We start from the raw sequence: 21,334 nt of genomic DNA, 5'->3' as shown, positions 1-21,334 counted from the left end.
TTTCTGTCAAACATGGTAATGCCAAACATCGGCGCGTTTATCGCGTGGGGCTTTATCACTGCTCTATTTATCCCAACTGGATGGCTACCAAACGAAACGTTAGCCTCTATGGTTGGCCCAATGATTACCTACTTGCTGCCACTACTTATCGGTTACACCGGTGGTAAATTAGTTGGTGGCGATCGTGGTGCGGTAGTCGGTGCAATCACAACAATGGGTGTGATTGTCGGCACAGACATCCCAATGTTTATGGGGGCAATGATGGTCGGCCCAATGGGCGGCTGGGCTATCAAGAAATTCGATAACTACATCGATGGTAAAGTAAAAAGTGGCTTCGAGATGTTGGTTAACAACTTCTCTGCGGGCATCATCGGCATGCTATGTGCGATCCTTGCCTTCATCTTTATCGGTCCATTCGTAAAAATTCTTTCTGGTGGCTTGGCGGCTGGCGTTAACTTCCTAGTTTCTGCTCACCTACTACCACTGACTTCAATCTTCGTTGAACCTGCGAAGATCCTGTTCCTAAACAATGCGATCAACCACGGTATTTTCTCTCCACTGGGTATCCAACAAGCGTCTGAAACAGGTCAGTCGATCTTCTTCCTAATCGAAGCAAACCCAGGTCCTGGTCTAGGTATCCTGCTAGCTTACATGGTGTTTGGTAAAGGTACGGCTCGTCAAACGGCAGGTGGTGCATCAATCATCCACTTCTTCGGCGGTATCCACGAGATTTACTTCCCATACATCCTAATGAACCCTCGCCTAATCCTTGCGGCTATCGCAGGTGGTATGACTGGCGTATTCGTTCTAACTATCTTTAACGCAGGTATTGTTTCTCCAGCATCACCAGGTTCAATCTTTGCAATCTTGTTGATGACTCAGAAAGGCTCAATCGTTGGTGTTCTAGCGTCTATCGCAGCAGCAACAGGTGTGTCATTCGCGGTAGCAGCACTGCTAATGAAGACGCAAACGTCAACAGAAGAAGACGGTGATGAAGCAGCACTAGAAAAAGCAACATCACAAATGAAAGACATGAAATCTGCATCTAAAAACGATGCGGTGGTAAACAGCCAAAGCAAAGGTGACGTAGACCTAGCGACAGTACAAAGCATCATTGTCGCTTGTGATGCGGGCATGGGCTCGAGTGCAATGGGCGCGAGCATGCTACGCAAAAAGGTTCAAGACGCAGGTCTGAACATCCACGTAACCAACCTTGCCATTAACAGCTTACCAGAGAGTGCAGATATCGTGATTACTCATAAAGACTTAACGGATCGTGCACGTAAGCATGCTCCAAACGCACACCACATTTCATTGACTAACTTCCTAGACAGCGAGATGTACAACCAGCTAGTCACCAAACTACTAGCAGCGCAAAACCAATCCGCAGCCAATGACGACCAAATGGTAAAAGTGTCGCTCGTGGCTGCAAACGACGACAACTTCGAGCCACAGCAAACGTCGGTGTTCCAAATCCAGCGTGAAAACATTCACCTAGGTTTGAAAGCTGCCAACAAAGAAGAAGCGATTCGCTTCGCGGGCAACAAGTTGGTCGAACTTGGCTACGCAGAACCAGAATACGTAGACGCGATGTTTGAGCGTGAAGCATTGGTTCCAACTTACCTAGGCGAATCTATCGCAGTGCCTCACGGCACGGTAGAAGCGAAAGACCGCGTGAAGAAAACCGGCATTGTAATCTGCCAATACCCATCGGGTATCCAATTTACTGAAGACGACGATGATGTAGCGAAACTGGTTATCGGCATTGCCGCTAAGAACGATGAGCACATCCAGGTGATTACCACCATTACGAACGCGCTCGATGAGCCGGAGGCAATTGAGAAGCTAACCAGCACCAACGATGTGGAAGAGATTCTGAACATCCTTGGCGGTCAACAAGCGGCTTAATTACCCCTTTAATTTGCTCCTGAGGCAAATGAGGTCAGCTGTCACCCCCTATGCGGTTGGCCTCCCCCTAGTTTCGTAAGTCAACATTTTAGACATTGGTAGGTAAGAATTATGAAAAACGCAGTTCATTTTGGCGCAGGTAACATTGGTCGTGGCTTCATTGGAAAACTCTTAGCAGATGCAGAAGTCGAGGTCACATTTGCAGACGTTGACGCTCCACTCGTCGACCAACTGAGTCACAAGCAAGAATACAAAGTAAAAGTGGTCGGTACTGAGTGCCAAATCGACACAGTAACTCACGTCACCGCGGTAAACTCAGCCAGTGAAGATGTCATCGACCGCATTGTAAAAACCGACTTGGTAACAACAGCGGTTGGCCCTAACGTACTGGACATCATTGCAAAAACCATCGCTACCGGCATTGCTAAACGCTTTGCAGCAGGTAACGATAAACCATTGAACATCATCGCGTGCGAAAACATGGTTCGTGGCACGACTCACCTAAAAGGTGAAGTGTACAAACACTTGGATGAATCATTGCACGCAAAAGCAGACGAGTTGGTTGGCTTTGTCGATTCAGCGGTAGACCGCATCGTGCCACCAGCAGAAGCGGCGAACGATGACCCACTAGAAGTGACGGTAGAGAGCTTTAGCGAATGGATTGTGGATGAGCAGCAATTCAAGGGCGAAATCCCTGACATCGCAGGCATGGAAAAAACCAACAACCTAATGGCGTTTGTAGAGCGTAAGCTGTTCACTCTCAATACAGGTCACTGCATTACCGCTTACCTAGGTTGCTTAAAAGGCCATCGCACTATTCGTGAAGCGATCGAAGACCCAAGTATTCATTCTGAAGTAAAACAGGCGATGCAAGAGAGTGGTGAAGTGCTGATCAAACGTTACGGCTTCGACCGTGACATGCACAACGCCTACATCGAGAAGATTCTGGGACGCTTTGCCAACCCATTCTTAGTGGATGAGGTTGATCGCGTAGGTCGTCAACCAATTCGTAAATTAGGTGCAAACGATAGATTAGTGAAGCCTTTACTCGGTACAATTGAGTATGGCACTGAAAATAAAACACTTTTGAAAGGCATTGCCGCTGCGTTGAAGTACACTAACGACACTGACCCACAAGCCGTAGAGCTACAAAACTCATTAAAAGAAGTGGGTGTGAAGAAGACGCTAGCGACATACACAGGTCTTGCAGAAGACAGTGATGAAGTGACTCAAATCGAGACACTTTACAACCAACTTTGATTTACCTAGGGGAGCTCGGCTCCCCTTCTATGTCCTTCTCTGCTTGAAGAGTTGGGATAGCTAATAATTAGAAATGTATTCAGTATATGGCAGATAACATCAACGAAACCGAGATCATTGAGCGATTAAACAGCGCACCATCGGTACGAGGCTTTTTCATTGCAGCAGTCGACGTTTTTAACGATTCGATCGACGGGTTGGTGCAAAGAATCTTTCGTAAAGATAACTTCGCTGTTCAATCGGTTGTCGGTCCGCTGCTACAAGACTCTGGACCGCTGGGCGATCTGTCTGTTCGTTTGAAGTTATTGTTTGGCTTGGGAGTGCTCCCCGATGACATTTACCACGACATCGAAGACATCATCAAACTCAAAAACCAACTCAATAGTGACGCTTCAGATTACGAATTCACTGACCCGAATATTCTAGAACCAATTAAGAAACTGCACTTGGTGAAGAAAATGGGCATGGTGCAACTGGAAGTCAGCGAACCAGATGACGACATCGACCTTGAGTTTTATCAGCTACAACTGCAACGTCAACAACAAATCATTAAGTCAGGGCTCTCACTTGCCATTGTCGAGATTTGCAATGAGCTCGGCAAAGACAGCCCTTTTTAATCGAAAAACTGGCAAGGAAGCCTCCTCAACTCGCCCCTCTTTTTGCACATTCTTCTATACAACGTGCGTGAAAGCCATCACAGTCCATATTCCGATGTCTCTGTAACATCAGACCAATCTATCGCTAGTATTGAAACGGGATCGCATGCTTTCAATCGAAGACACTAAAACTAAGTGGGAGTTTTTCCAGAAACACCACTGGGTATCTCCAGAATTTTCCCGCACTCCCGTCCTCGAGTCGTGGGAGCGTTGCATAAAGCAATGCAGCCCTTACACCTGGTCAAAGCCACATATTGCCTCTGGATTTACCTTCTCATCTCTGATGAAACGCAACGAGCACCTCATCGAATGCGCCACGACCGTACTTGAAGACACTTACGACATGCTAGGGGACGAAGACCTGCTATTGATGGTAACCGATGGCAACGGCTGTATTCTCTCCACCGTCGGGCACGACTCTATGCGACAAGAGATGCAAACGCTCGGCATAAAACAAGGCTGTTTTCTCTCCGAAGGAAAGATAGGCACAAATGCAGTCAATCTCTGTATCAATACTCATATCCCGTGTGAAGTTTTTGCTGCCGAACATTTCAATCGCCACTTGCACTCTTATGCCTCTGTAGCTGCGCCTGTTTTTGACCAATTTGGAAAATTACGCGGTACAACATGCCTTTTCAGAAAAGCGGAAAGCTATAAGAAAGAAGACTTAGTCATCATCGCGTCGAGCGCGAAAGAAGTCAGCTTGCAAATCCACATTCAGTCGGAACAAGAAAACATGAACCGCCTCACTTGTGCGCATAACGCAACGTTAGAGTGCATGGATGACGGCCTTCTAGCGTGGGATGAAGAAAATCGCATCACCATGGTAAATCACCAGTCCGAGCGTTTGTTAAACATTGAAGCCAGTCAGGTCTTGGATAAAGAAGTCTTTTCTGTTTTGCGCTTCCCACCGAATGTCCTTACTAGTATTGAGTCAGGTGCGAGCATAAACCGTAAACTCACAACGGTAGAGGTTCGTGGCGAGTTTGTTGAGGCGATCATCACCTTGCGTCCACTCAACGACGGCACACACTTATTGTTCTTGCACCCTATCGATAAAATTCGCGAACTTGCTCAACAACAAATAGGTGGCAGTGCGCGCTATACGTTCAGCACTTTGCCCGTCATTTCACGAAAAATGAAGCATGTCATTACCGTGGCAAAACGGGCCATAAAGTCAAAATCACCGATTCTAATTACAGGTGAAGAAGGCGTAGGAAAAGCCACTCTCGCCATGGCGATTCATAACGAAAGCGCCTACAAAGAAGGACCATTCATTACGCTCAACTGCCGCTCCATCAATACAGAGCAACTGGTCAAAGAAACCCTGGGGTACGACGAAGGGCAAGGCATGCCTTCAAAGTTTGAGCTCGCCCATGGCGGTACGCTCTTTTTAGAAAAGGTGGAATATCTGTCGCCCGATTTACAAGCCGTGCTACTTAAGTTGTTAAAAACTGGGCTCGTCAGCCGCAGCGACAGTTTGCGATTGATCCCCGTAGATTTTCAACTTATTACCAGCACCGCTTCAGAGATCAGCGAGTATGTCACTCAGCGCTCATTTGGTCGGCAACTTTATTATGAAATCTCCTCGAACGAGCTGCATATTCCACCACTACGAAAGCGTAAAGAAGACATTGAATTTCTCGTCCAGCAGCTTATCAGCCATTACGAACGCCGCCACAATGTGACGATCTCGATAGAGCCAGTCGCACTGGAAGCGTTGATGAATTTTCGTTGGTCAGGCAATAACTCCGAATTAAGAAATCGAACTGAGCGAATTTTGCTTAACCGCAGTTCCAACTTAATCAAGCTGAACGATATTCCTGAAGACATTAAACTGAATTCTCGCCATACCGCAGAAAATACGCCAGTAATCACGTTAGAAGAAGCCGAGAGAAGAGCGATTGTTCAGGCTTGGAATCAGTGTGATGGCAAAATGCATGATATGGCGAAAGCATTGCAAATTGGCCGCACGACCTTATGGAGAAAAATTAATAAGTTTGGGCTACAGGAGCAAATGAAGCTGTATTAAGTCGTGAATTGGCGTTCCTATAACAAAAGTAAAACCGGCGTAAGCACGCCGGTACAGGTGTACTAACGATAAGGTATCGATTAAACATCGACAGACAACTGACGAATCTGCGCTTTTAGTCCCGGTAGCATGCTCGAACTGGCGCTGAATTTTCGCAACCCCACGCGGAGCAATGTTTCTGTGGCATTTGGATCGCCAGCCATCTCACCACACATACTAACCGGTATGCCCGCGCGATCGCCTGCTGCACACGTGAGCTCAATGGCTTTTAGTACCGATGGTTCAAAGTAGTTCACCAATTCAGCAACAGCAGCGTTACCTCGATCGGCGGCCATAACATATTGAGTCAAATCATTGGTGCCGATAGAGAAAAAGTCGACTTCTCGAGCTAACGCATCAGCATTCAACACCGCGGCTGGCACCTCAATCATAATACCAACGCGCAAATGAGTCGCATCCAAGCCGAGTTGGTTTGCTTGATGCGCCAACAGCACTTTTACTTTTCTCACTTCTTCAACCTGAGCCACCATCGGTATCATCAATTGAATATTCGGTTGCTCGTGAAAGGCTCTCAGAATGGCTCGAAGTTGAGCGGTAAACAATGACTCATGTTGAAGGCACAACCGCACCCCTCTCAAACCTAAAAATGGATTATCTTCCGCTGGCATAGGATAAGCGGCTAAAGGCTTATCACCGCCAACATCTAGACTACGAATCGTAAGTGGCTTATCACCAAGTGCGGCGGCAATATCACGATACACTTGGTATTGCGCTTCCTCAGTTGGCAACTCATCACTGTTTTGAAATAGAAACTCAGTCCGAAATAGACCAACGCCCTCAGCTCCTGATGTTAGTGCATCATCAATATCTTTCGGTCCACCAATATTGGCGAGTACTGGAATATGGACACCATCACAGGTGACTGCGGCTTGCTGAGCACTCGCTAGTGCACTTTGTCGGGTGCTTTGCCACTCAATTTGTTGCGCTTCTAATTCCTGCTGTATGGCATCTGAAGGAGAGAACCATAAATGCCCTCGAAAGCCATCAATAGTCACCACTTGACCAGCACGCACAGCATCAAGGCAGCCCTGAGCTTTAACGATGGCAGGAATCCCCATCGCACGGGCAAGAATCGCACTGTGAGAGGTTTTCCCTCCCTCACTCAAACAGATACCAAGCACTTTCGATTTATCAAGCCCGGCCACATCAGAAGGCATCAGGTCGCGGGCCAACAAAATACTCGGTTCCTGAATGTCGATGGCATTAGGCGTTACGCCTGTCATTTCGACCATAACTTGGCGTGCGATATCATGTACATCTGCTTCGCGTTCCCGCATGTACTGACTTTCTGCCTGGCGAAACTCTTCGGCCAACGTTTGCAGTGATTCTACCCAAGCTTGCTCGGCTATCATGCCCGTTTGAATTCGCGACTCGACCGATGCCCATAATTCTGGGTCACTGAGCATCATGCTATGAGCAGCAAATATTTCCCCTTTCGGCTGCTTCGCTTGCTCCTGCAAATGTTGAACAACCACGCCTATCGCACGCTTAACCCGTTCAATTTCATCTTGTTCACTTTGGAAATCACGTTCAGGCACTGCTGGCATTTCATGAGTAAAAAGGACAGCAGGAGCAGTAGCGATACCGTCATTGACTCGAATACCAACAACAGCACCTTCAATCTGATTTGAGGCCATGCCATCGAGCAGAGTATCTGAACTTTCTTCAGGTTCGATAATGCCTTGCTCAACCGCCTCTTTTTCTCCGAAGTGCTCATAAGCTAAGGCTTCAAATGCCTTGATTGCTTCACTGGATTGAGAGCCGAGTGCGCACAGCGTGATCGTCTCTTGGCTACGAACGCCAAGTTTCGCAATGCTGTTTAAGCTTTTCGCGTTCACACGGCGCTCGCCTTTTTTCAACCATAATTGGCAGTCAAAAGGCGCGAGTGCACCAACAATGGCCGCAGCGGGACGAGCATGTAATCCATGCGGATTTTGCACTACCCAATCAAATGTCCATTCTTGCTCAAAGTTCTCTGATACTGGCGCTATCTCAGCGGATGTTAGTGGCTGATCACCAAGGTGCTCTTGTTTTACGCTTAACGCATTCTGTGCCTCTTCGACTACCGTCGATAAAGGCAGTCCGGCGGCGGCAGCCACCGACGCCGCCATGGTTCCTTCAACAATAGGTGCCGAGATAAGGGTGACATTTTCCCTCACATGATCATCAATCAGATCCAGAGCCATTTCCGTGCTAAGCAACGCGCTGCCAAGATCCATCAACACAACAACCCCTTGTTGATCTTGTACCTGCTCAATCGCTTCCATCACGGCAATGGCATCGGTTCCGATCGGGTTCTCTGGATCATCAATCCCAGCAGCAATCGCAAGCTTGGCTTTGCCTTGCGTCATTTGGGTGGCAAGTTCTGCCACCCCTTCGGCAAGTCGACGACTATGAGATACAACTACAATTCCCACCATCTTAATTACCTGCTATTGCCTGCTGTAGTGCTTTAATCATTAACAAAGAAGAGGTTGCACCGGGATCTTGGTGACCAATACTGCGTTCACCTAAATAGCTTGCTCGCCCTTTTTTCGCCAACATTTCAATCGTGGCAACCGCGTTCGTTTCTGCTAGCTCAACCATTTCATTAAGTAAGTGATCGGCGCTCATGCCATTTTCTAACGACGCCTTCACGCTAACTAAAACGGGTAACCAAACATCACACATGGTTTTATCACCCAGCTCTGCTTTACCACGAGACACCACGCCATCCACACCGCTTTTTAGTGCATCCACTAACTCTTCAAACGTTAATTGCTCTCGAGTTCCGACAGCGGCAGCCGTACGAATAAACAGCGTGCCATACAGCGGGCCACTTGCCCCACCGACACTAGAAAGCAAGGTCATACCCGTATTCTTGAGAATGCTGCCGATATTTTGGTCCGCAAATTGCGGCAGTTTTTCAGCAACTTTTTTAAAGCCACGGTTCATATTGAGACCGTGGTCGGCGTCACCAATATCACGATCAAGGTCGGTCAGAAAATCTTGATTCTCTTGATACGTTTTTGCACATAACTCTAGCCAGTGAACGATATGTTGTTTTTCAATTTGCATGTTTGCTCTCCCCTGTTACCACTTGATCGCGGCCGTATCGACAGGAGCATCAAACAGCTCCAACATCTCTTTGTCTGCCTTTAGCAACGTAATCGAAACGCCTTCCATATCAAGTGACGTACAGAAGTTACCAACCATATTACGCACGATACGGAACCCTGCTTGCTCGCAGTTATGAGCCAGACGACGGTACACTCCGTAAAGCTCTGAAGTTGGCGTACCACCCATACCATTCACCATCACGATGTAGTCGTGTTCAGCGGCGAAAGGCTCAATGCTGGATTCCACTTCATCCCATTCACCTTCGTCACGATTCCAAATACGCAATGTGCGCTGATAAGGTGTGTTTTCAGCAACTTCAGCAAACATTTCATTCACTAACGTATCGACATCGGTGTATTTCACTCGCTTGATACCTGGTTCACCATGGATACCAACACCAAACTCAACTTCATCATCTTCCAGAACAAAAGATGGTTTACCTGCTGCGGGTACAACACAAGCATTAAGCGCCACGCCAAATGAACGACAGTGATTATTAACGCGACGAGCCAGTGCTTCACATTGCTCCAACGAATAACCTTTGCTCGCGGCAGCCCCAACTAACTTTTCAACCAATACCGTTCCAGCTACGCCACGGCGACCAGCGGTATACAGGCTGTCTTTGACTGCAACATCGTCATCCACCAACACCGACCCAACTTTGATGCCATCGGTATGAAGCAGCTCCACAGCCGTTTCAAAGTTCAACACGTCTCCGGTGTAGTTTTTAATGATAAATAGCACGCCCTCACCGGTATTCACTTGGTTACCACATTCGTACATTTGATCTGGCGTTGGTGAAGTAAACACCTCACCAGGACAGGCGCCTGTCAGCATGCCTTTACCAATAAAACCAGCGTGCAAAGGTTCATGACCACAGCCACCACCAGAAACCAATGCCACTTGCCCCGGCGTTTCCTCATGCCACATGTAACGAGGTTCGTAGTTCGCTTTTAGCTCAGGGCGGGACAATGCCAGGCCTTCCATTTGCTGCAATACAACATCATCAACTTGGTTAATTAATTTTTTCATCGTTCTATCTCATTCCATTTATATTTTTATGTAGGGTATGAATTCATCTTAAACAGAGAAAAAGCGTGCTCAACAAAAATCAATCCGTTTCATATTGAAACGAAATCTTCGGCATTTTTGTTTCAATATGAAACGTAAAACGACAAATTTTCCTGAATAGTGATCGTCGCCATAAAGCATGCTGATGCTTATTACTTCTGACAGTCGGTTTGACACAGAGGTCATAAAAGCATGGAACAAAAGCAGAGATATCCTTCACCACTTACCACACCAAACCTAATATAAACCTTATCCCTACAATGGATATTCATTGCAGTCCAAAACACACATAAAAAGGTTAAAGGTTTGAATTATGGACAAAATTATTATCAGCCCAAGCAAATACGTCCAAGGTGAACAAGTACTTACATCTATCGCTCACTATGTGAAAACATTGGGTGAACGTCCGTTAGTAATTGCCGATGAGTTCGTGACTAACCTGGTTGGTGATGACGTCAAGCAAAGTTTTGCTGACGAAAAGCTTCCACTCACTATGAACATTTTTGGTGGCGAATGTTCGCGCGTTGAGATTGAACGCATCACGGACATTTGTGCGACTCAAAAACACGATGTCATTGTCGGTATTGGTGGTGGTAAAACGTTAGATACAGCAAAGGCTGTTGCGTTTTACACCAAAATTCCTGTCGTGGTGGTTCCTACGATTGCCTCGACTGATGCGCCAACCTCAGCGCTTGCGGTGATATACACACCTGAAGGTGAATTTGCAGAATATTTGATGATCCCTAAAAACCCAGACATGGTCATCATGGATACGTCAGTCATCGCCAAAGCCCCTGTTCGCTTACTTGTATCGGGGATGGGCGACGCGCTTTCCACCTACTTTGAAGCTCGTTCCAACATGACTTCTGGTAAGGCAACAATGGCTGGTGGGTTAGCGACGCGTTCAGCACAAGCGCTTGCGAAACTTTGCTATGAAACCTTGCTTGAAGATGGTGTAAAAGCAAAAGCTGCGGTAGAAAATGGTGTGAGCACCAAAGCGGTAGAAAACATTATTGAAGCCAATACATACCTAAGCGGTATCGGTTTTGAAAGCAGTGGCCTAGCAGGCGCTCACGCTATTCATAACGGCCTAACCAAGCTCGAAGAGTGTCACCATCTCTATCATGGTGAGAAAGTCGCGTTCGGCACACTTGTTCAGCTGGTACTAGAAAACGCAGCGATGGAAGAGATTAATACGGTTCTTGCATTCTGCCGCTCTGTAGGTCTACCAACCAACTTATTTGATATGGGCGTTAAAGAGCTTAACCACGCTAAGTTGCGCGAGGTCGCCGAAGCCTCAACGGCCGAGGGAGAAACCATCCACAATATGCCATTCCCAGTGACGGCAGAAAATGTCTACTCTGCAATTCTAACCGCTCACCAGTTGGGTCAATAACTCACAAACCTTAAATGGGTTTAAATAAAAAAGCGGCACATACTCTCGCATGTGCCGCTCAGGATCTTTGCTGTTAAGCGTAATTACTCAACCGTTACCGCTTTCGCTAGGTTACGTGGTTGGTCTACGTCCGTACCTTTGATCAGTGCTACGTAGTAAGACAGCAATTGCATTGGGATGGTGTAGTAGATCGCCGCCGTGATTTCACTAACGTGAGGCATCGTGATGATCTTCATTGTTTCATCGCCTTCGAAGCCTGCGTCTGCATCTGCGAATACATACAGAAGACCGCCACGCGCACGTACTTCCTCAACGTTTGATTTTAGCTTTTCAAGTAGGTCGTTGCTTGGTGCAACCACAACAACAGGCATGTCAGCATCAATCAGCGCAAGAGGACCGTGTTTTAGTTCACCCGCCGCGTACGCTTCTGCGTGGATGTAAGAGATCTCTTTCAGTTTTAGAGACGCTTCCATCGCGATTGGGTAGAACTCGCCACGGCCTAGGAACAATGTGTGGTGCTTGTCTGCAAAATCCGTTGCTAGTGCTTCAATTTCTTTCTCGAAAGAAAGTGCCGCGTTGATTTGCTTAGGAAGTGCATGCAGCGCTTCAACAATCTCTTTTTCTTTCTCTTTGCTGATGCGGCCTTGCTCTTTACCTAGTGCCGTTACCAACATAAGTAGTGCAGAAAGTTGAGTCGTGAACGCTTTGGTTGAAGCCACACCGATTTCAACACCAGCGCGAGTCATGAACGCAAAATCTGATTCACGAACCAGAGAAGAGCCTGCTACGTTACAAATGGTCATCGCCGCCATATAACCTTTCTCTTTTGCTAGGCGAAGAGCTGCTAGGGTATCAGCGGTTTCACCAGACTGAGACAACGTAATCAATAGGCTGTTTGGACGAGTCACAAACTTGCGGTAACGGAATTCAGACGCAATTTCTACATCACAGCTAACGCCTGCAATGTCTTCAAACCAGTAACGTGCCGTCATACCTGCGTTGTAAGACGTACCACACGCCACGATTTGTACGTGTTCTACTTTGCTTAGAATGTCTGCCGCGTGCACACCGATCGCGTCTGTCACAACAGAGTCTGCCGTGATACGACCTTCCATTGTGTTGATCAACGCTTTAGGTTGCTCATAGATTTCTTTTTGCATGAAGTGACGGTATTGACCTTTATCACCTGCATCATGCTCTGCATTAGATTCAACAATTTCACGCTCAACTGGCTCACCCGTTGCATCAAACACAGTGACTTCACGGCGAGTAATTTCTGCTACGTCACCTTCTTCTAGGTACATGAAACGGCGCGTAACGTTAAGTAATGCAAGTTGGTCAGACGCTAGGAAGTTTTCACCTACACCAAAACCGATCACGATCGGGCTGCCTGAACGCGCTACTACGATGCGTGAAGGATCTTTGCGATCCAACGCTACCGTGCCGTATGCGCCTTCAAGTTGTTTTGCTGTTTTTTGTACCGCTTCTAATAGCGTTTCTGAAGTACGAAGTTCCCACTCAACCATGTGTGCGATAACTTCTGTATCCGTTTGCGATTCAAACACGTAGCCACGAGATTGAAGCAGCTCACGCAGCTCTTCATGGTTTTCGATGATGCCGTTATGTACCACTGCGATATCACCAGACATGTGTGGGTGAGCATTGATTTCAGAAGGTTCACCGTGCGTCGCCCAGCGAGTGTGCGCAATACCAGTTCCGCCGATCACTTTTGCTTCTTCTACTGCATCAGCCAATTCTTGTACTTTACCCAAGCGACGAACGCGCGTTAGGTTTGATTCGCCATCAACAACCGCAACGCCAGCAGAGTCGTAACCGCGGTACTCTAAGCGGCGTAGACCTTCAACCAAAATTTCTGCAACATCTCGTTGTGCTACTGCACCTACGATTCCACACATGTGTTTATCTCCGTTTGTAGTTTTGTTCTTCCCTAGCCATGATTTCAAATAGAGGCAGCAAGCAAAGGCCTTTATCCAGAGGGAAGTAAAATATGAAACTGATTACATTATTAGGCGCAAATGACTTTCACGCCATGTTGTTCAATCTGTACTTTATGCTCTGCTTGGATATCTGCATCGGTCACCAACACATCAACTTGATGCCAAGCGAGCTCTAAGTTTGGGATCTTACGGCCGATTTTTTCGGACTCGATCATTACGATCACTTCACGTGACGCTTCTGCCATTACCTTACTTAAGCCAACCAACTCATTAAATGTCGTGGTTCCACGCTCGAGATCGATGCCATCCGCACCGATAAACAGTTGATCAAAGTCGTAAGCTCGTAATACAGATTCGGCTACTTTGCCTTGAAAGGACTCTGAGTGCGTATCCCAAGTACCGCCAGTCATCAGCAGTGTCGGTTCGCTCTCTAATTCATTTAGGGCGTTAGCAACATGCAACGAGTTGGTCATGACCACTAAGCCACGTTTGTCATTCAACTGTTGAATCAGCGCGGCAGTCGTGCTGCCACTGTCGATCACGATGCGATTATGATCGCGAATCAATGATGCTGCTGCTTTTGCTAAGCTTAACTTTCGAGTCGAAACATTAGCGCCCAATTCTTCGTGAATGACTTCCTTTGGGATAGCAATCGCACCGCCATAGCGGCGTAGAAGTTGGCCGTTTTTCTCTAAAGAAGCTAAATCCTTTCTAATCGTGACCTCTGAGGTTTCGAATTTCTGAGCAAGTTCATCAACGCTGACTTCTCCTAGTTCAGAAACCAAGTTAGAAATGGCGTGTCTTCTTAATTGAGTGTTTCGTTTCGACATTTAAGTTTTGACTTTAAGTTTCGATGTGAAACTTATTATAGTCAAACCGAAACTTTTAAGTCCATTTATTTCGATCCAAAAAATTAATATTTCTCGATAAAACCTTGTCCTAAGACAATTCTTAAACAGTGATATTGGATTCATTCAGTGGTAGAATTCGCCACCGAAAAGAAAAAAAATTACAGAATTGAAGGCTATTTTTTTGCAACTTTCTGCATATAAAGTGGGATTAGTCACAAAAAGGTAACCAAAATCGCCGATCTTTTAGTCATAAAATGACTAAACTTGGTGAAAGACTTTCAGAATCTGAAGTTCTAATAATGAGACGAAAAATCGGTGGGTGACAGGTACTAAATGTCATCAAAAACGTCCTGACTTCAGAGTAAATAACCGACTTTCAAATTGTAACTATACTTACCGGAGAGTATCTTCCATGAAAAAGACCAAAATCGTATGTACGATTGGCCCTAAAACAGAATCTGTAGAGAAGCTAACTGAACTAGTTAACGCAGGCATGAACGTAATGCGCCTTAACTTCTCTCACGGTGACTACGAAGAACACGGCACTCGTATCGCGAACTTCCGTAAAGTAATGGAAGCTACTGGCAAACCACTAGCAATTCTTCTAGATACTAAAGGTCCAGAAATCCGCACTATCAAGCTAGAAGGCGGTAACGATGTTGATCTAGTAGCAGGTCAAGAATTCACTTTCACAACTGACACTTCAGTTGTAGGTAACAAAGATAAAGTTGCAGTAACTTACGCTGGTTTCGCAGCAGACCTAAACGTAGGTAACACTATCCTAGTAGACGACGGTCTAATCGAGATGGAAGTTATCTCTAAGACTGAAACTGAAGTTAAATGTAAAGTTCTTAACAACGGTGCACTGGGCGAAAACAAAGGTGTTAACCTTCCTGGCGTTTCTGTAAACCTACCTGCACTATCTGAAAAAGATAAGAACGACCTAAAATTTGGTTGTGAGCAAGGCGTTGACTTCGTAGCAGCTTCTTTCATCCGTAAAGCGTCTGACGTTCAAGAAATCCGTGAAGTACTTGCTGCAAACGGCGGCGAGAACATCCACATCATCTCTAAGATCGAAAACCAAGAAGGTGTTGATAACTTCGACGAGATCCTAGAGCTTTCTGACGGCATCATGGTTGCTCGTGGTGACCTAGGTGTTGAAATCCCAGCTGAAGAAGTAATCTTCGCTCAGAAAATGATGATCGAGAAGTGTAACCGTGCACGTAAGATGGTTATCACTGCAACTCAAATGCTTGATTCTATGATCAACAACCCACGTCCTACTCGTGCGGAAGCAGGCGACGTTGCTAACGCAGTAATGGACGGTACTGACGCAGTAATGCTTTCTGGTGAAACGGCGAAAGGTAAATACCCTGTTGAAGCGGTAACTATCATGGCTCAAATCGCGAACCGTACTGACTCAGCGCTAAAAGCTGAACTAGGTTCTCGTCTAGACAGCCCACGTCTTCGCATCACTGAAGCAGTATGTAAAGGCGCTGTAGACACAGCTGAGAAACTAGCAGCTCCACTTATCGTTGTTGCAACTGAAGGCGGTAAGTCTGCACGTTCAGTACGTAAGTACTTCCCAACTGCAAACATCCTAGCGCTAACAACTAACAAGAAAACTGCTGCACAGCTAGTTCTAACTAAAGGTGTTACTCCTGTAGTTGTTGATTCAATCGAAAGCACTGACGCATTCTACGTAGCGGGTAAAGAACTTGCTCTAGAATCAGGTCTAGGTAACAAAGGCGATATCGTTGTTATGGTTTCTGGCGCTCTAGTTGCTTCAGGTACTACGAACACAGCTTCTGTACACGTACTATAAGACTGAACTTTTAACACTTCAGTTTCTTGAGAAGGAGGGCTTATGCCCTCCTTTTTTATATGGCTTTCTTGCTCTCATAATAGGCTAATTGTATTATTCACCTCTATCAGAATTTCGTACTGTTTAATTTTATCGTCACGATTAAAGTTTCTTCTATGAGGTGTATGTGTCTAGTCCCACTCTTACCGACAAAGTATTAAGAATGATCCGTCAGGATATTCTCGATGGCGAGCTTAAACCAGGTCAAAAACTCGTGGTTGCCGAACTCAAAGAGAAGTACAACGTAGGAGCGTCACCCATTCGAGAAGCATTGGTGCAATTATCTTGGAGCAAATACGTCAAACTCGAGCCGCAAAAAGGCTGCTGGGTTGCACCTGTATGTAAAGATGAGTTACATGACTTGTACGAAAGCCTGCAAATGGTCTCCGCATGCTTACTCAGTAAGGCAATCATGATTGGCGATGAAAAATGGGAACTGGATGTACTAACTGCTTATCACAAGTTATCCCGAGTAAAACCTGGCGAAAGCTTTTGTTGGAGGGAATGGGAAGAGCGCCAAAATCAGTTTCTTACTGCGCTGTTTGAAGGTGCTGGCTCTGTCAATATGTTTGGGTTTTTCCGCGATCTACTCACGCAAATTAAACGCTACCAATACTTCGCGATGCTGATTTTAGGCACAGGGAACCCTGGGCACTGTAATCTCGATGAGCAAGAAATACTGATGAAGGCATCGCTAGACAAAAAGAGTCAGGATGCTTTAGGTTATCTAGAGCGTTATTTGAGACAGTCAATACAGTGTATCGAAGCCGCCATCGACAACCAATGTCGCATACTGGCTAGCGAATAACGCTGAGACTGAAAAAGCGGGGTCTATCCCCGTTTATTCGTTTTTGTAAAAGCGCTAAGCAATATCATCATAACTATGACACAGCGATACGCAGTTACGCCCTGCACTTTTTGACTCATACAAAGCAATATCAGCACATTTATACGTTCTTGTACGATCAGAGGTTAAATCACTATACCCAGCACTGACAGTAATGCCTCTATCACTACGCATTTGAACCGCGACACGTAGCCTGTTCAATACAATTTCAGCCTCTTCTAGTGTTGTATGCGGCATAATCACTGCAAATTCCTCACCACCGACACGAGATACAAAGTCTGTGCTGCGGACTTCTTCTAGGAGGGTTTCTGCGACACTACAAATCACCTTGTCTCCTTCGTCGTGGCCAAGCTCGTCATTAATACGCTTAAAATGGTCAATATCAAACAACGCCAAACAAGCAGGAGGGCTATCAGGATAGCGTTCAATAATCCCCGCATATTGCGCCAATTGCTCTTCAAATTTTCGGCGGTTCCACAACCCCGTCAAGCCATCTTTTTCGCTTAGGTTTCGTAATTTTTCTTCTAACTCTTTTTGCCCAGAGATATCCACCAGAGACGTAATGTAATAACTCACTTTACCTGATTTGGTTAAATTCGCCTGAATACGCATTATTGCAGTAAAGACTTGATTAAACTTAGTTCGACAACGAATCTCCCCTTCCCATACGTGTTCACTCTTCAGTGTTTTCCAGATACTCAGGTTTGCTTCGAGATCTTCAGGTAAGAGAATTAAATGATGTGCACTCCAACCTTGGGCATGCTTGGTTGAGTAACCCATCATGTTTTCAAACTCTTGATTAACCATGATGATTCTATGTGAAGCATCCGAGATCATCACCGCAGTCATACCATCAAGAGCAGCTCGAGCCAACTTCGATTCCATACTATGACGCCGATAATGCAGAGCAAGGGCTGCCGTCGGCAAAGTGAAGCCGAGCACCAAACTTAGAACAAAAAACGCTTCTTGGATTAAGTCATCAATATCCCTCTGAGCTCGGGATAATAACTGCTCATTGGTAAGATCAATAACCAGATGAAGAGGTTCGCTAGAAACAAACTGGATGGTGCGATACGCGACCAAATTCGAACCATTGTAAGCATAGCCCGAATCTTTTGAATTTAAACTACGCCAAATGTTTGGGTACATCCGGCCAAAATTAAATTGAGAGCGAGCGGGAATTATATGGCCATACAAACGAGCTGATTTAGGGCTATCAATGTAAAATCCGTCACTTTTAATCAGCTCAATATGGAAATCAAGCACTGACGAATAGTTGAGTCGAGAAGATAAATAGTCAATATCAACATTAAGGACGAGATACCCTTCGCGCTTTCCGTTAAGCGAAATAGGCATCAAAATGCGCAGTGACGGGCTATAGGGATAGACTAACTCGCCATACTCTCGTTCTAAACCTATCCCCCACGAAGCGATTTCGCCATCGTCTAAGTTCTTAGCGAATTGAAAGTAATCTCGCTCTGACTTATTTTGCAATTTGATCGCGGGCAACGCAGCGCCTGTTTCAATCTCATAATTAATCCTCACTTTTTCTCGACCAGAAACATCAAGAAAGCGAATTTGCTTATACAACTTTTGATTGATTGCGACCGAGATCCACATGTCTTCTAAGATGGAACGGTTCACCCGGTTAGGTTGGCGCAGATATTCATACAGACTTTGGCTGTGACCAAGTAGGTCACTGATCGTTTCGATTTGATCCTGAATATTGCTGTATTCACGGCCAGTATAGGCCAATTGATGTAACGCTTCTTGAGCGGTGTTCTCAACATTGTTTTCTAACAACGTCAGATATTTCTGATAGTAGTAAGCGGCAGTGAGTGCACTAAAAAATAGTGCTGTCGCCAATAAGGTGCCGACTCGCTTAGGTACTTTCACACGTCTAATGCCTATCATGCTTACTAAAACGACAATTATATCATTAATTGTTATTTTCTAAACAAAAAAGCCACTTAGATTAAGTGGCTTTTCTATATGCAATCAGAGAGTTAAGGTTTGAGGGCTCGCTCTCCTCGCGCAATGCCAACGACACCACTACGAGCAACTTCGACAACTTCGGTCACTTCGGATATCGCTTGAATGAAGGCATCTAGCTTTTCACTCGTACCCGCAAGTTGTACGGTGTATTGGGAAGCCGTGACATCCACGATCTGGCCACGAAAGATGTCTGCCGTCCGCTTCACTTCTGCTCGCGCAAAACCACTGGCTTTCACTTTCACCATCATCAGTTCACGCTCAATGTGCTCATACTCGGTGACTTCTTGCACTTTCAGCACATCGATCAATTTGTGTAACTGCTTCTGAATTTGTTCCAACTGCATCTCATCAGATGTCGTGGTAATGTTCATTCGCGACAGGGTTTCATCATCAGTCGGTGACACCGTCAAAGATTCAATGTTGTAACCACGTTGAGAGAACAAACCAACAACACGAGACAACGCACCTGGTTGGTTTTCCAATAGCAATGAAATAATGTGTCTCATATTAAGTTCTCTCCGTTTTGCTTAGCCACATTTTATCCATACCCTCACCTTTGATTTGCATCGGGTATACGTGTTCGGTTTCGTCTACGTTGATGTCCACAAACACCAGACGATCTTTCATATCCAACGCTTTTTGTAGCCCTTCTTCGAGCTGATCAGGCGTTTCGATACGAATACCGACGTGACCATAAGCTTCTGCAATCGCTGCAAAGTCAGGAACAGAACTCATGTAAGAATTAGAGTGACGACCTTGATAAATAATGTCTTGCCACTGTTTTACCATGCCTAAGAATCGGTTGTTCAGGTTGATGATCTTCACTGGAATGTCGTATTGCATGGCTGTAGACAATTCTTGAATGTTCATCTGAATACTGCCGTCACCAGTCACAACCACGACCTCTTCTTGTGGCATGGCAAACTTCACGCCCATACCAGCCGGAAGACCAAATCCCATGGTGCCAAGACCACCAGAGTTTATCCAACGGCGCGGCTTATTGAATGGGTAGTACAGCGCCGCAAACATCTGATGCTGGCCCACATCAGACGCCACATATGCGTCGCCATTAGTTAGCTTGTGCAGCGTTTCAATTACTTGCTGTGGCTTGATTCGTTCTGGAGACGTTTCATAAGACAAGCAGTTGCGGTCACGCCATACTTGAATGTCATCCCACCATGCAGTGATAGCATCTTGATCATTTCCACTACCTTGCTCTGCAAGCAGCCCGAGCATGGTTGTCAGCACTTTTTCCGCAGAACCTACGATCGGCAAATCCACTTTCACGTTTTTCGAGATCGATGACGGGTCGATATCAATATGCATCACTTTTGCGTTTGGGCAGTACTTTTCAAGGTTGTTGGTTGTACGGTCATCAAAACGCACACCGATACCAAAAATAAGATCGGCTTCATGCATTGCCATATTAGCTTCGTAAGTGCCGTGCATACCCAACATGCCCAGTGAGTTTTTATGTGTACCCGGGAATGCCCCCAAGCCCATCAAAGTACTCACAACGGGTAGGTTCAGTTTGTCGGAAAGCTCTAAAATATGTTCATGGGCGCCAGAAATCACCGCACCACCACCGATATAAAGCACTGGTTTTTTCGCTTCTAATAGCGATTTAAGCGCTTTTTTAATCTGGCCTTTATGGCCCGAAGTTGTCGGCTTGTAAGAGCGCATTGAAAGCGTTTCTGGATATTGATAAGGCAGTTTGATTTGCGGGTTCATTACATCTTTTGGCAAATCAATCACAACTGGACCAGGTCGACCTGTAGTCGCGATATAAAACGCTTTTTTGATTGTTTCAGGAATATCTTCCGCTTTTTTTACTAAAAAGCTGTGTTTGACCACTGGGCGGGAGACACCGACGATGTCACACTCTTGGAAAGCATCATTACCAATTAGGCTATTCGGTACGTTACCCGAGATAACGATCATTGGGATAGAGTCCATATACGCTGTTGCAATACCCGTAATGGTATTGGTCGCGCCCGGCCCCGAGCACACAAGTACGACACCCGGTTTACCGGTAGCTCGAGCGTAACCATCTGCCATATGAGTGGCGGCTTGCTCATGCCTTACAAGTACGTGTTTGATTTGATCGGTTTTGGCATGCAGTGCATCGTAGATATCCAAAACAGAGCCACCTGGGTAGCCAAAGATCTGCTCTACGTGCTCTTCTATCAGAGATTGAACCACCATCTCTGCGCCTGACAACATTGCTGTCATAATTGCTCTCCTTAGCCAGTTTCCTCACCGTAAGGTCAACGGATTGGTCTGGTTTTACATAGTCTAGGTCTTATTCGTAGCCTAATCGAAATACTTCCACGTTTT

General features: G+C 45.9%; 15 protein-coding genes. 7 read left to right on the top strand and 8 right to left on the bottom strand.

Features of this window, described 5'->3' with window-relative positions; translation table 11 throughout:
• From R7070_RS11710 to dhaR, 4 genes are all read left to right on the top strand, one after another.
• Positions 1-1,908: PTS mannitol transporter subunit IICBA (locus tag R7070_RS11710; protein ID WP_318128694.1), on the top strand; the 1,908-nt coding region annotated here is incomplete at its 5' end.
• A 111-nt stretch (positions 1,909-2,019) separates the two neighbouring features.
• Entirely contained in the window at positions 2,020-3,168 is a 1,149-nt protein-coding gene (locus tag R7070_RS11705; protein WP_054728471.1) for a mannitol-1-phosphate 5-dehydrogenase, read from the top strand.
• A gap of 86 nt (positions 3,169-3,254) precedes the next feature.
• Positions 3,255-3,785, top strand: coding sequence for an MltR family transcriptional regulator (locus R7070_RS11700; RefSeq protein ID WP_005379708.1), 531 nt, complete (start codon positions 3,255-3,257; stop codon positions 3,783-3,785).
• Between the two features lie 145 nt (positions 3,786-3,930).
• Positions 3,931-5,856 carry a dihydroxyacetone kinase operon transcriptional regulator DhaR gene (dhaR, locus tag R7070_RS11695; RefSeq protein WP_054728466.1) on the top strand — a complete coding sequence of 642 codons (1,926 nt, stop codon included), beginning with the start codon at positions 3,931-3,933 and terminating at the stop codon, positions 5,854-5,856.
• A gap of 80 nt (positions 5,857-5,936) precedes the next feature.
• On the opposite strand, the gene ptsP is transcribed toward dhaR, so the two are convergent.
• Genes ptsP through dhaK form a run of 3 tightly spaced genes read right to left on the bottom strand, consistent with a single transcriptional unit; the run spans position 5,937 to position 10,047 of the window.
• Positions 5,937-8,336 carry a phosphoenolpyruvate--protein phosphotransferase gene (gene ptsP / locus R7070_RS11690; protein ID WP_256900293.1) on the bottom strand — a complete coding sequence of 800 codons (2,400 nt, stop codon included), beginning with the start codon at positions 8,334-8,336 and terminating at the stop codon, positions 5,937-5,939.
• A gap of 1 nt (position 8,337) precedes the next feature.
• Complete coding sequence (dhaL, locus tag R7070_RS11685; protein WP_005379705.1) at positions 8,338-8,973, bottom strand: dihydroxyacetone kinase subunit DhaL; 636 nt, start codon at positions 8,971-8,973, stop codon at positions 8,338-8,340.
• A 15-nt stretch (positions 8,974-8,988) separates the two neighbouring features.
• A complete protein-coding gene (gene dhaK / locus R7070_RS11680; protein WP_149192006.1) occupies positions 8,989-10,047 on the bottom strand; it encodes a dihydroxyacetone kinase subunit DhaK in 1,059 nt (352 codons plus the stop codon).
• Positions 10,048-10,399: 352 nt separating this feature from the next.
• On the opposite strand from dhaK, the gene R7070_RS11675 reads away from it, so the two are divergent.
• Positions 10,400-11,482 carry a glycerol dehydrogenase gene (locus tag R7070_RS11675; RefSeq protein ID WP_206958327.1) on the top strand — a complete coding sequence of 361 codons (1,083 nt, stop codon included), beginning with the start codon at positions 10,400-10,402 and terminating at the stop codon, positions 11,480-11,482.
• An 83-nt stretch (positions 11,483-11,565) separates the two neighbouring features.
• On the opposite strand, the gene glmS is transcribed toward R7070_RS11675, so the two are convergent.
• Both glmS and R7070_RS11665 read right to left on the bottom strand, forming a co-directional pair.
• Entirely contained in the window at positions 11,566-13,398 is a 1,833-nt protein-coding gene (glmS, locus tag R7070_RS11670; protein ID WP_033906046.1) for a glutamine--fructose-6-phosphate transaminase (isomerizing), read from the bottom strand.
• Between the two features lie 110 nt (positions 13,399-13,508).
• Positions 13,509-14,270, bottom strand: a complete 762-nt coding sequence (locus R7070_RS11665) for a DeoR/GlpR family DNA-binding transcription regulator (protein WP_005379701.1) — start codon at positions 14,268-14,270, stop codon at positions 13,509-13,511.
• A gap of 433 nt (positions 14,271-14,703) precedes the next feature.
• Here R7070_RS11665 and pykF point away from each other — a divergent pair, with 433 nt between their 5' ends.
• Both pykF and R7070_RS11655 read left to right on the top strand, forming a co-directional pair.
• Positions 14,704-16,116 (top strand): pyruvate kinase PykF, encoded by a 1,413-nt coding sequence (pykF, locus tag R7070_RS11660; protein WP_005392243.1) that lies wholly within the window; start codon positions 14,704-14,706, stop codon positions 16,114-16,116.
• A gap of 160 nt (positions 16,117-16,276) precedes the next feature.
• The gene (locus R7070_RS11655) at positions 16,277-16,963 is read left to right on the top strand and encodes a GntR family transcriptional regulator (protein WP_213869777.1); all 687 of its coding nucleotides are present in this window, start codon (positions 16,277-16,279) and stop codon (positions 16,961-16,963) included.
• 54 nt (positions 16,964-17,017) lie between these two features.
• Here the strand turns inward: R7070_RS11655 and R7070_RS11650 are convergent, their stop codons facing one another.
• From R7070_RS11650 to R7070_RS11640, 3 genes are all read right to left on the bottom strand, one after another.
• Positions 17,018-18,898, bottom strand: coding sequence for a GGDEF domain-containing protein (locus R7070_RS11650; RefSeq protein ID WP_005379698.1), 1,881 nt, complete (start codon positions 18,896-18,898; stop codon positions 17,018-17,020).
• 110 nt (positions 18,899-19,008) lie between these two features.
• On the bottom strand, positions 19,009-19,503 hold the full coding sequence (gene ilvN, locus R7070_RS11645; RefSeq protein ID WP_005379697.1) for an acetolactate synthase small subunit: 495 nt from the start codon (positions 19,501-19,503) through the stop codon (positions 19,009-19,011).
• Position 19,504: 1 nt separating this feature from the next.
• Positions 19,505-21,229: an acetolactate synthase 3 large subunit gene (locus R7070_RS11640; protein WP_005379695.1), complete on the bottom strand. Its 1,725-nt coding sequence runs from the start codon at positions 21,227-21,229 to the stop codon at positions 19,505-19,507.
• Between the last annotated feature and the right edge of the window lie 105 nt (positions 21,230-21,334).

Source organism: Vibrio sp. 1557 (assembly GCF_033340175.1).
Taxonomy (GTDB): domain Bacteria; phylum Pseudomonadota; class Gammaproteobacteria; order Enterobacterales; family Vibrionaceae; genus Vibrio; species Vibrio alginolyticus.
This window is presented reverse-complemented; position numbering and strand designations above follow the sequence as displayed.

Excerpts from the sequence above, each read along its gene's own strand:
- ptsP (WP_256900293.1), bottom strand. The coding sequence starts at position 8,336 with ATGGTGGGAATTGTAGTTGTATCTCATAGTCGTCGACTTGCCGAAGGG.
- dhaR (WP_054728466.1), top strand. The coding sequence starts at position 3,931 with ATGCTTTCAATCGAAGACACTAAAACTAAGTGGGAGTTTTTCCAGAAA.
- glmS (WP_033906046.1), bottom strand. The coding sequence starts at position 13,398 with ATGTGTGGAATCGTAGGTGCAGTAGCACAACGAGATGTTGCAGAAATT.
- R7070_RS11700 (WP_005379708.1), top strand. The coding sequence starts at position 3,255 with ATGGCAGATAACATCAACGAAACCGAGATCATTGAGCGATTAAACAGC.
- R7070_RS11640 (WP_005379695.1), bottom strand. The coding sequence starts at position 21,229 with ATGACAGCAATGTTGTCAGGCGCAGAGATGGTGGTTCAATCTCTGATA.
- R7070_RS11705 (WP_054728471.1), top strand. The coding sequence starts at position 2,020 with ATGAAAAACGCAGTTCATTTTGGCGCAGGTAACATTGGTCGTGGCTTC.
- dhaK (WP_149192006.1), bottom strand. The coding sequence starts at position 10,047 with ATGAAAAAATTAATTAACCAAGTTGATGATGTTGTATTGCAGCAAATG.
- dhaL (WP_005379705.1), bottom strand. The coding sequence starts at position 8,973 with ATGCAAATTGAAAAACAACATATCGTTCACTGGCTAGAGTTATGTGCA.
- R7070_RS11675 (WP_206958327.1), top strand. The coding sequence starts at position 10,400 with ATGGACAAAATTATTATCAGCCCAAGCAAATACGTCCAAGGTGAACAA.
- ilvN (WP_005379697.1), bottom strand. The coding sequence starts at position 19,503 with ATGAGACACATTATTTCATTGCTATTGGAAAACCAACCAGGTGCGTTG.
- R7070_RS11665 (WP_005379701.1), bottom strand. The coding sequence starts at position 14,270 with ATGTCGAAACGAAACACTCAATTAAGAAGACACGCCATTTCTAACTTG.
- pykF (WP_005392243.1), top strand. The coding sequence starts at position 14,704 with ATGAAAAAGACCAAAATCGTATGTACGATTGGCCCTAAAACAGAATCT.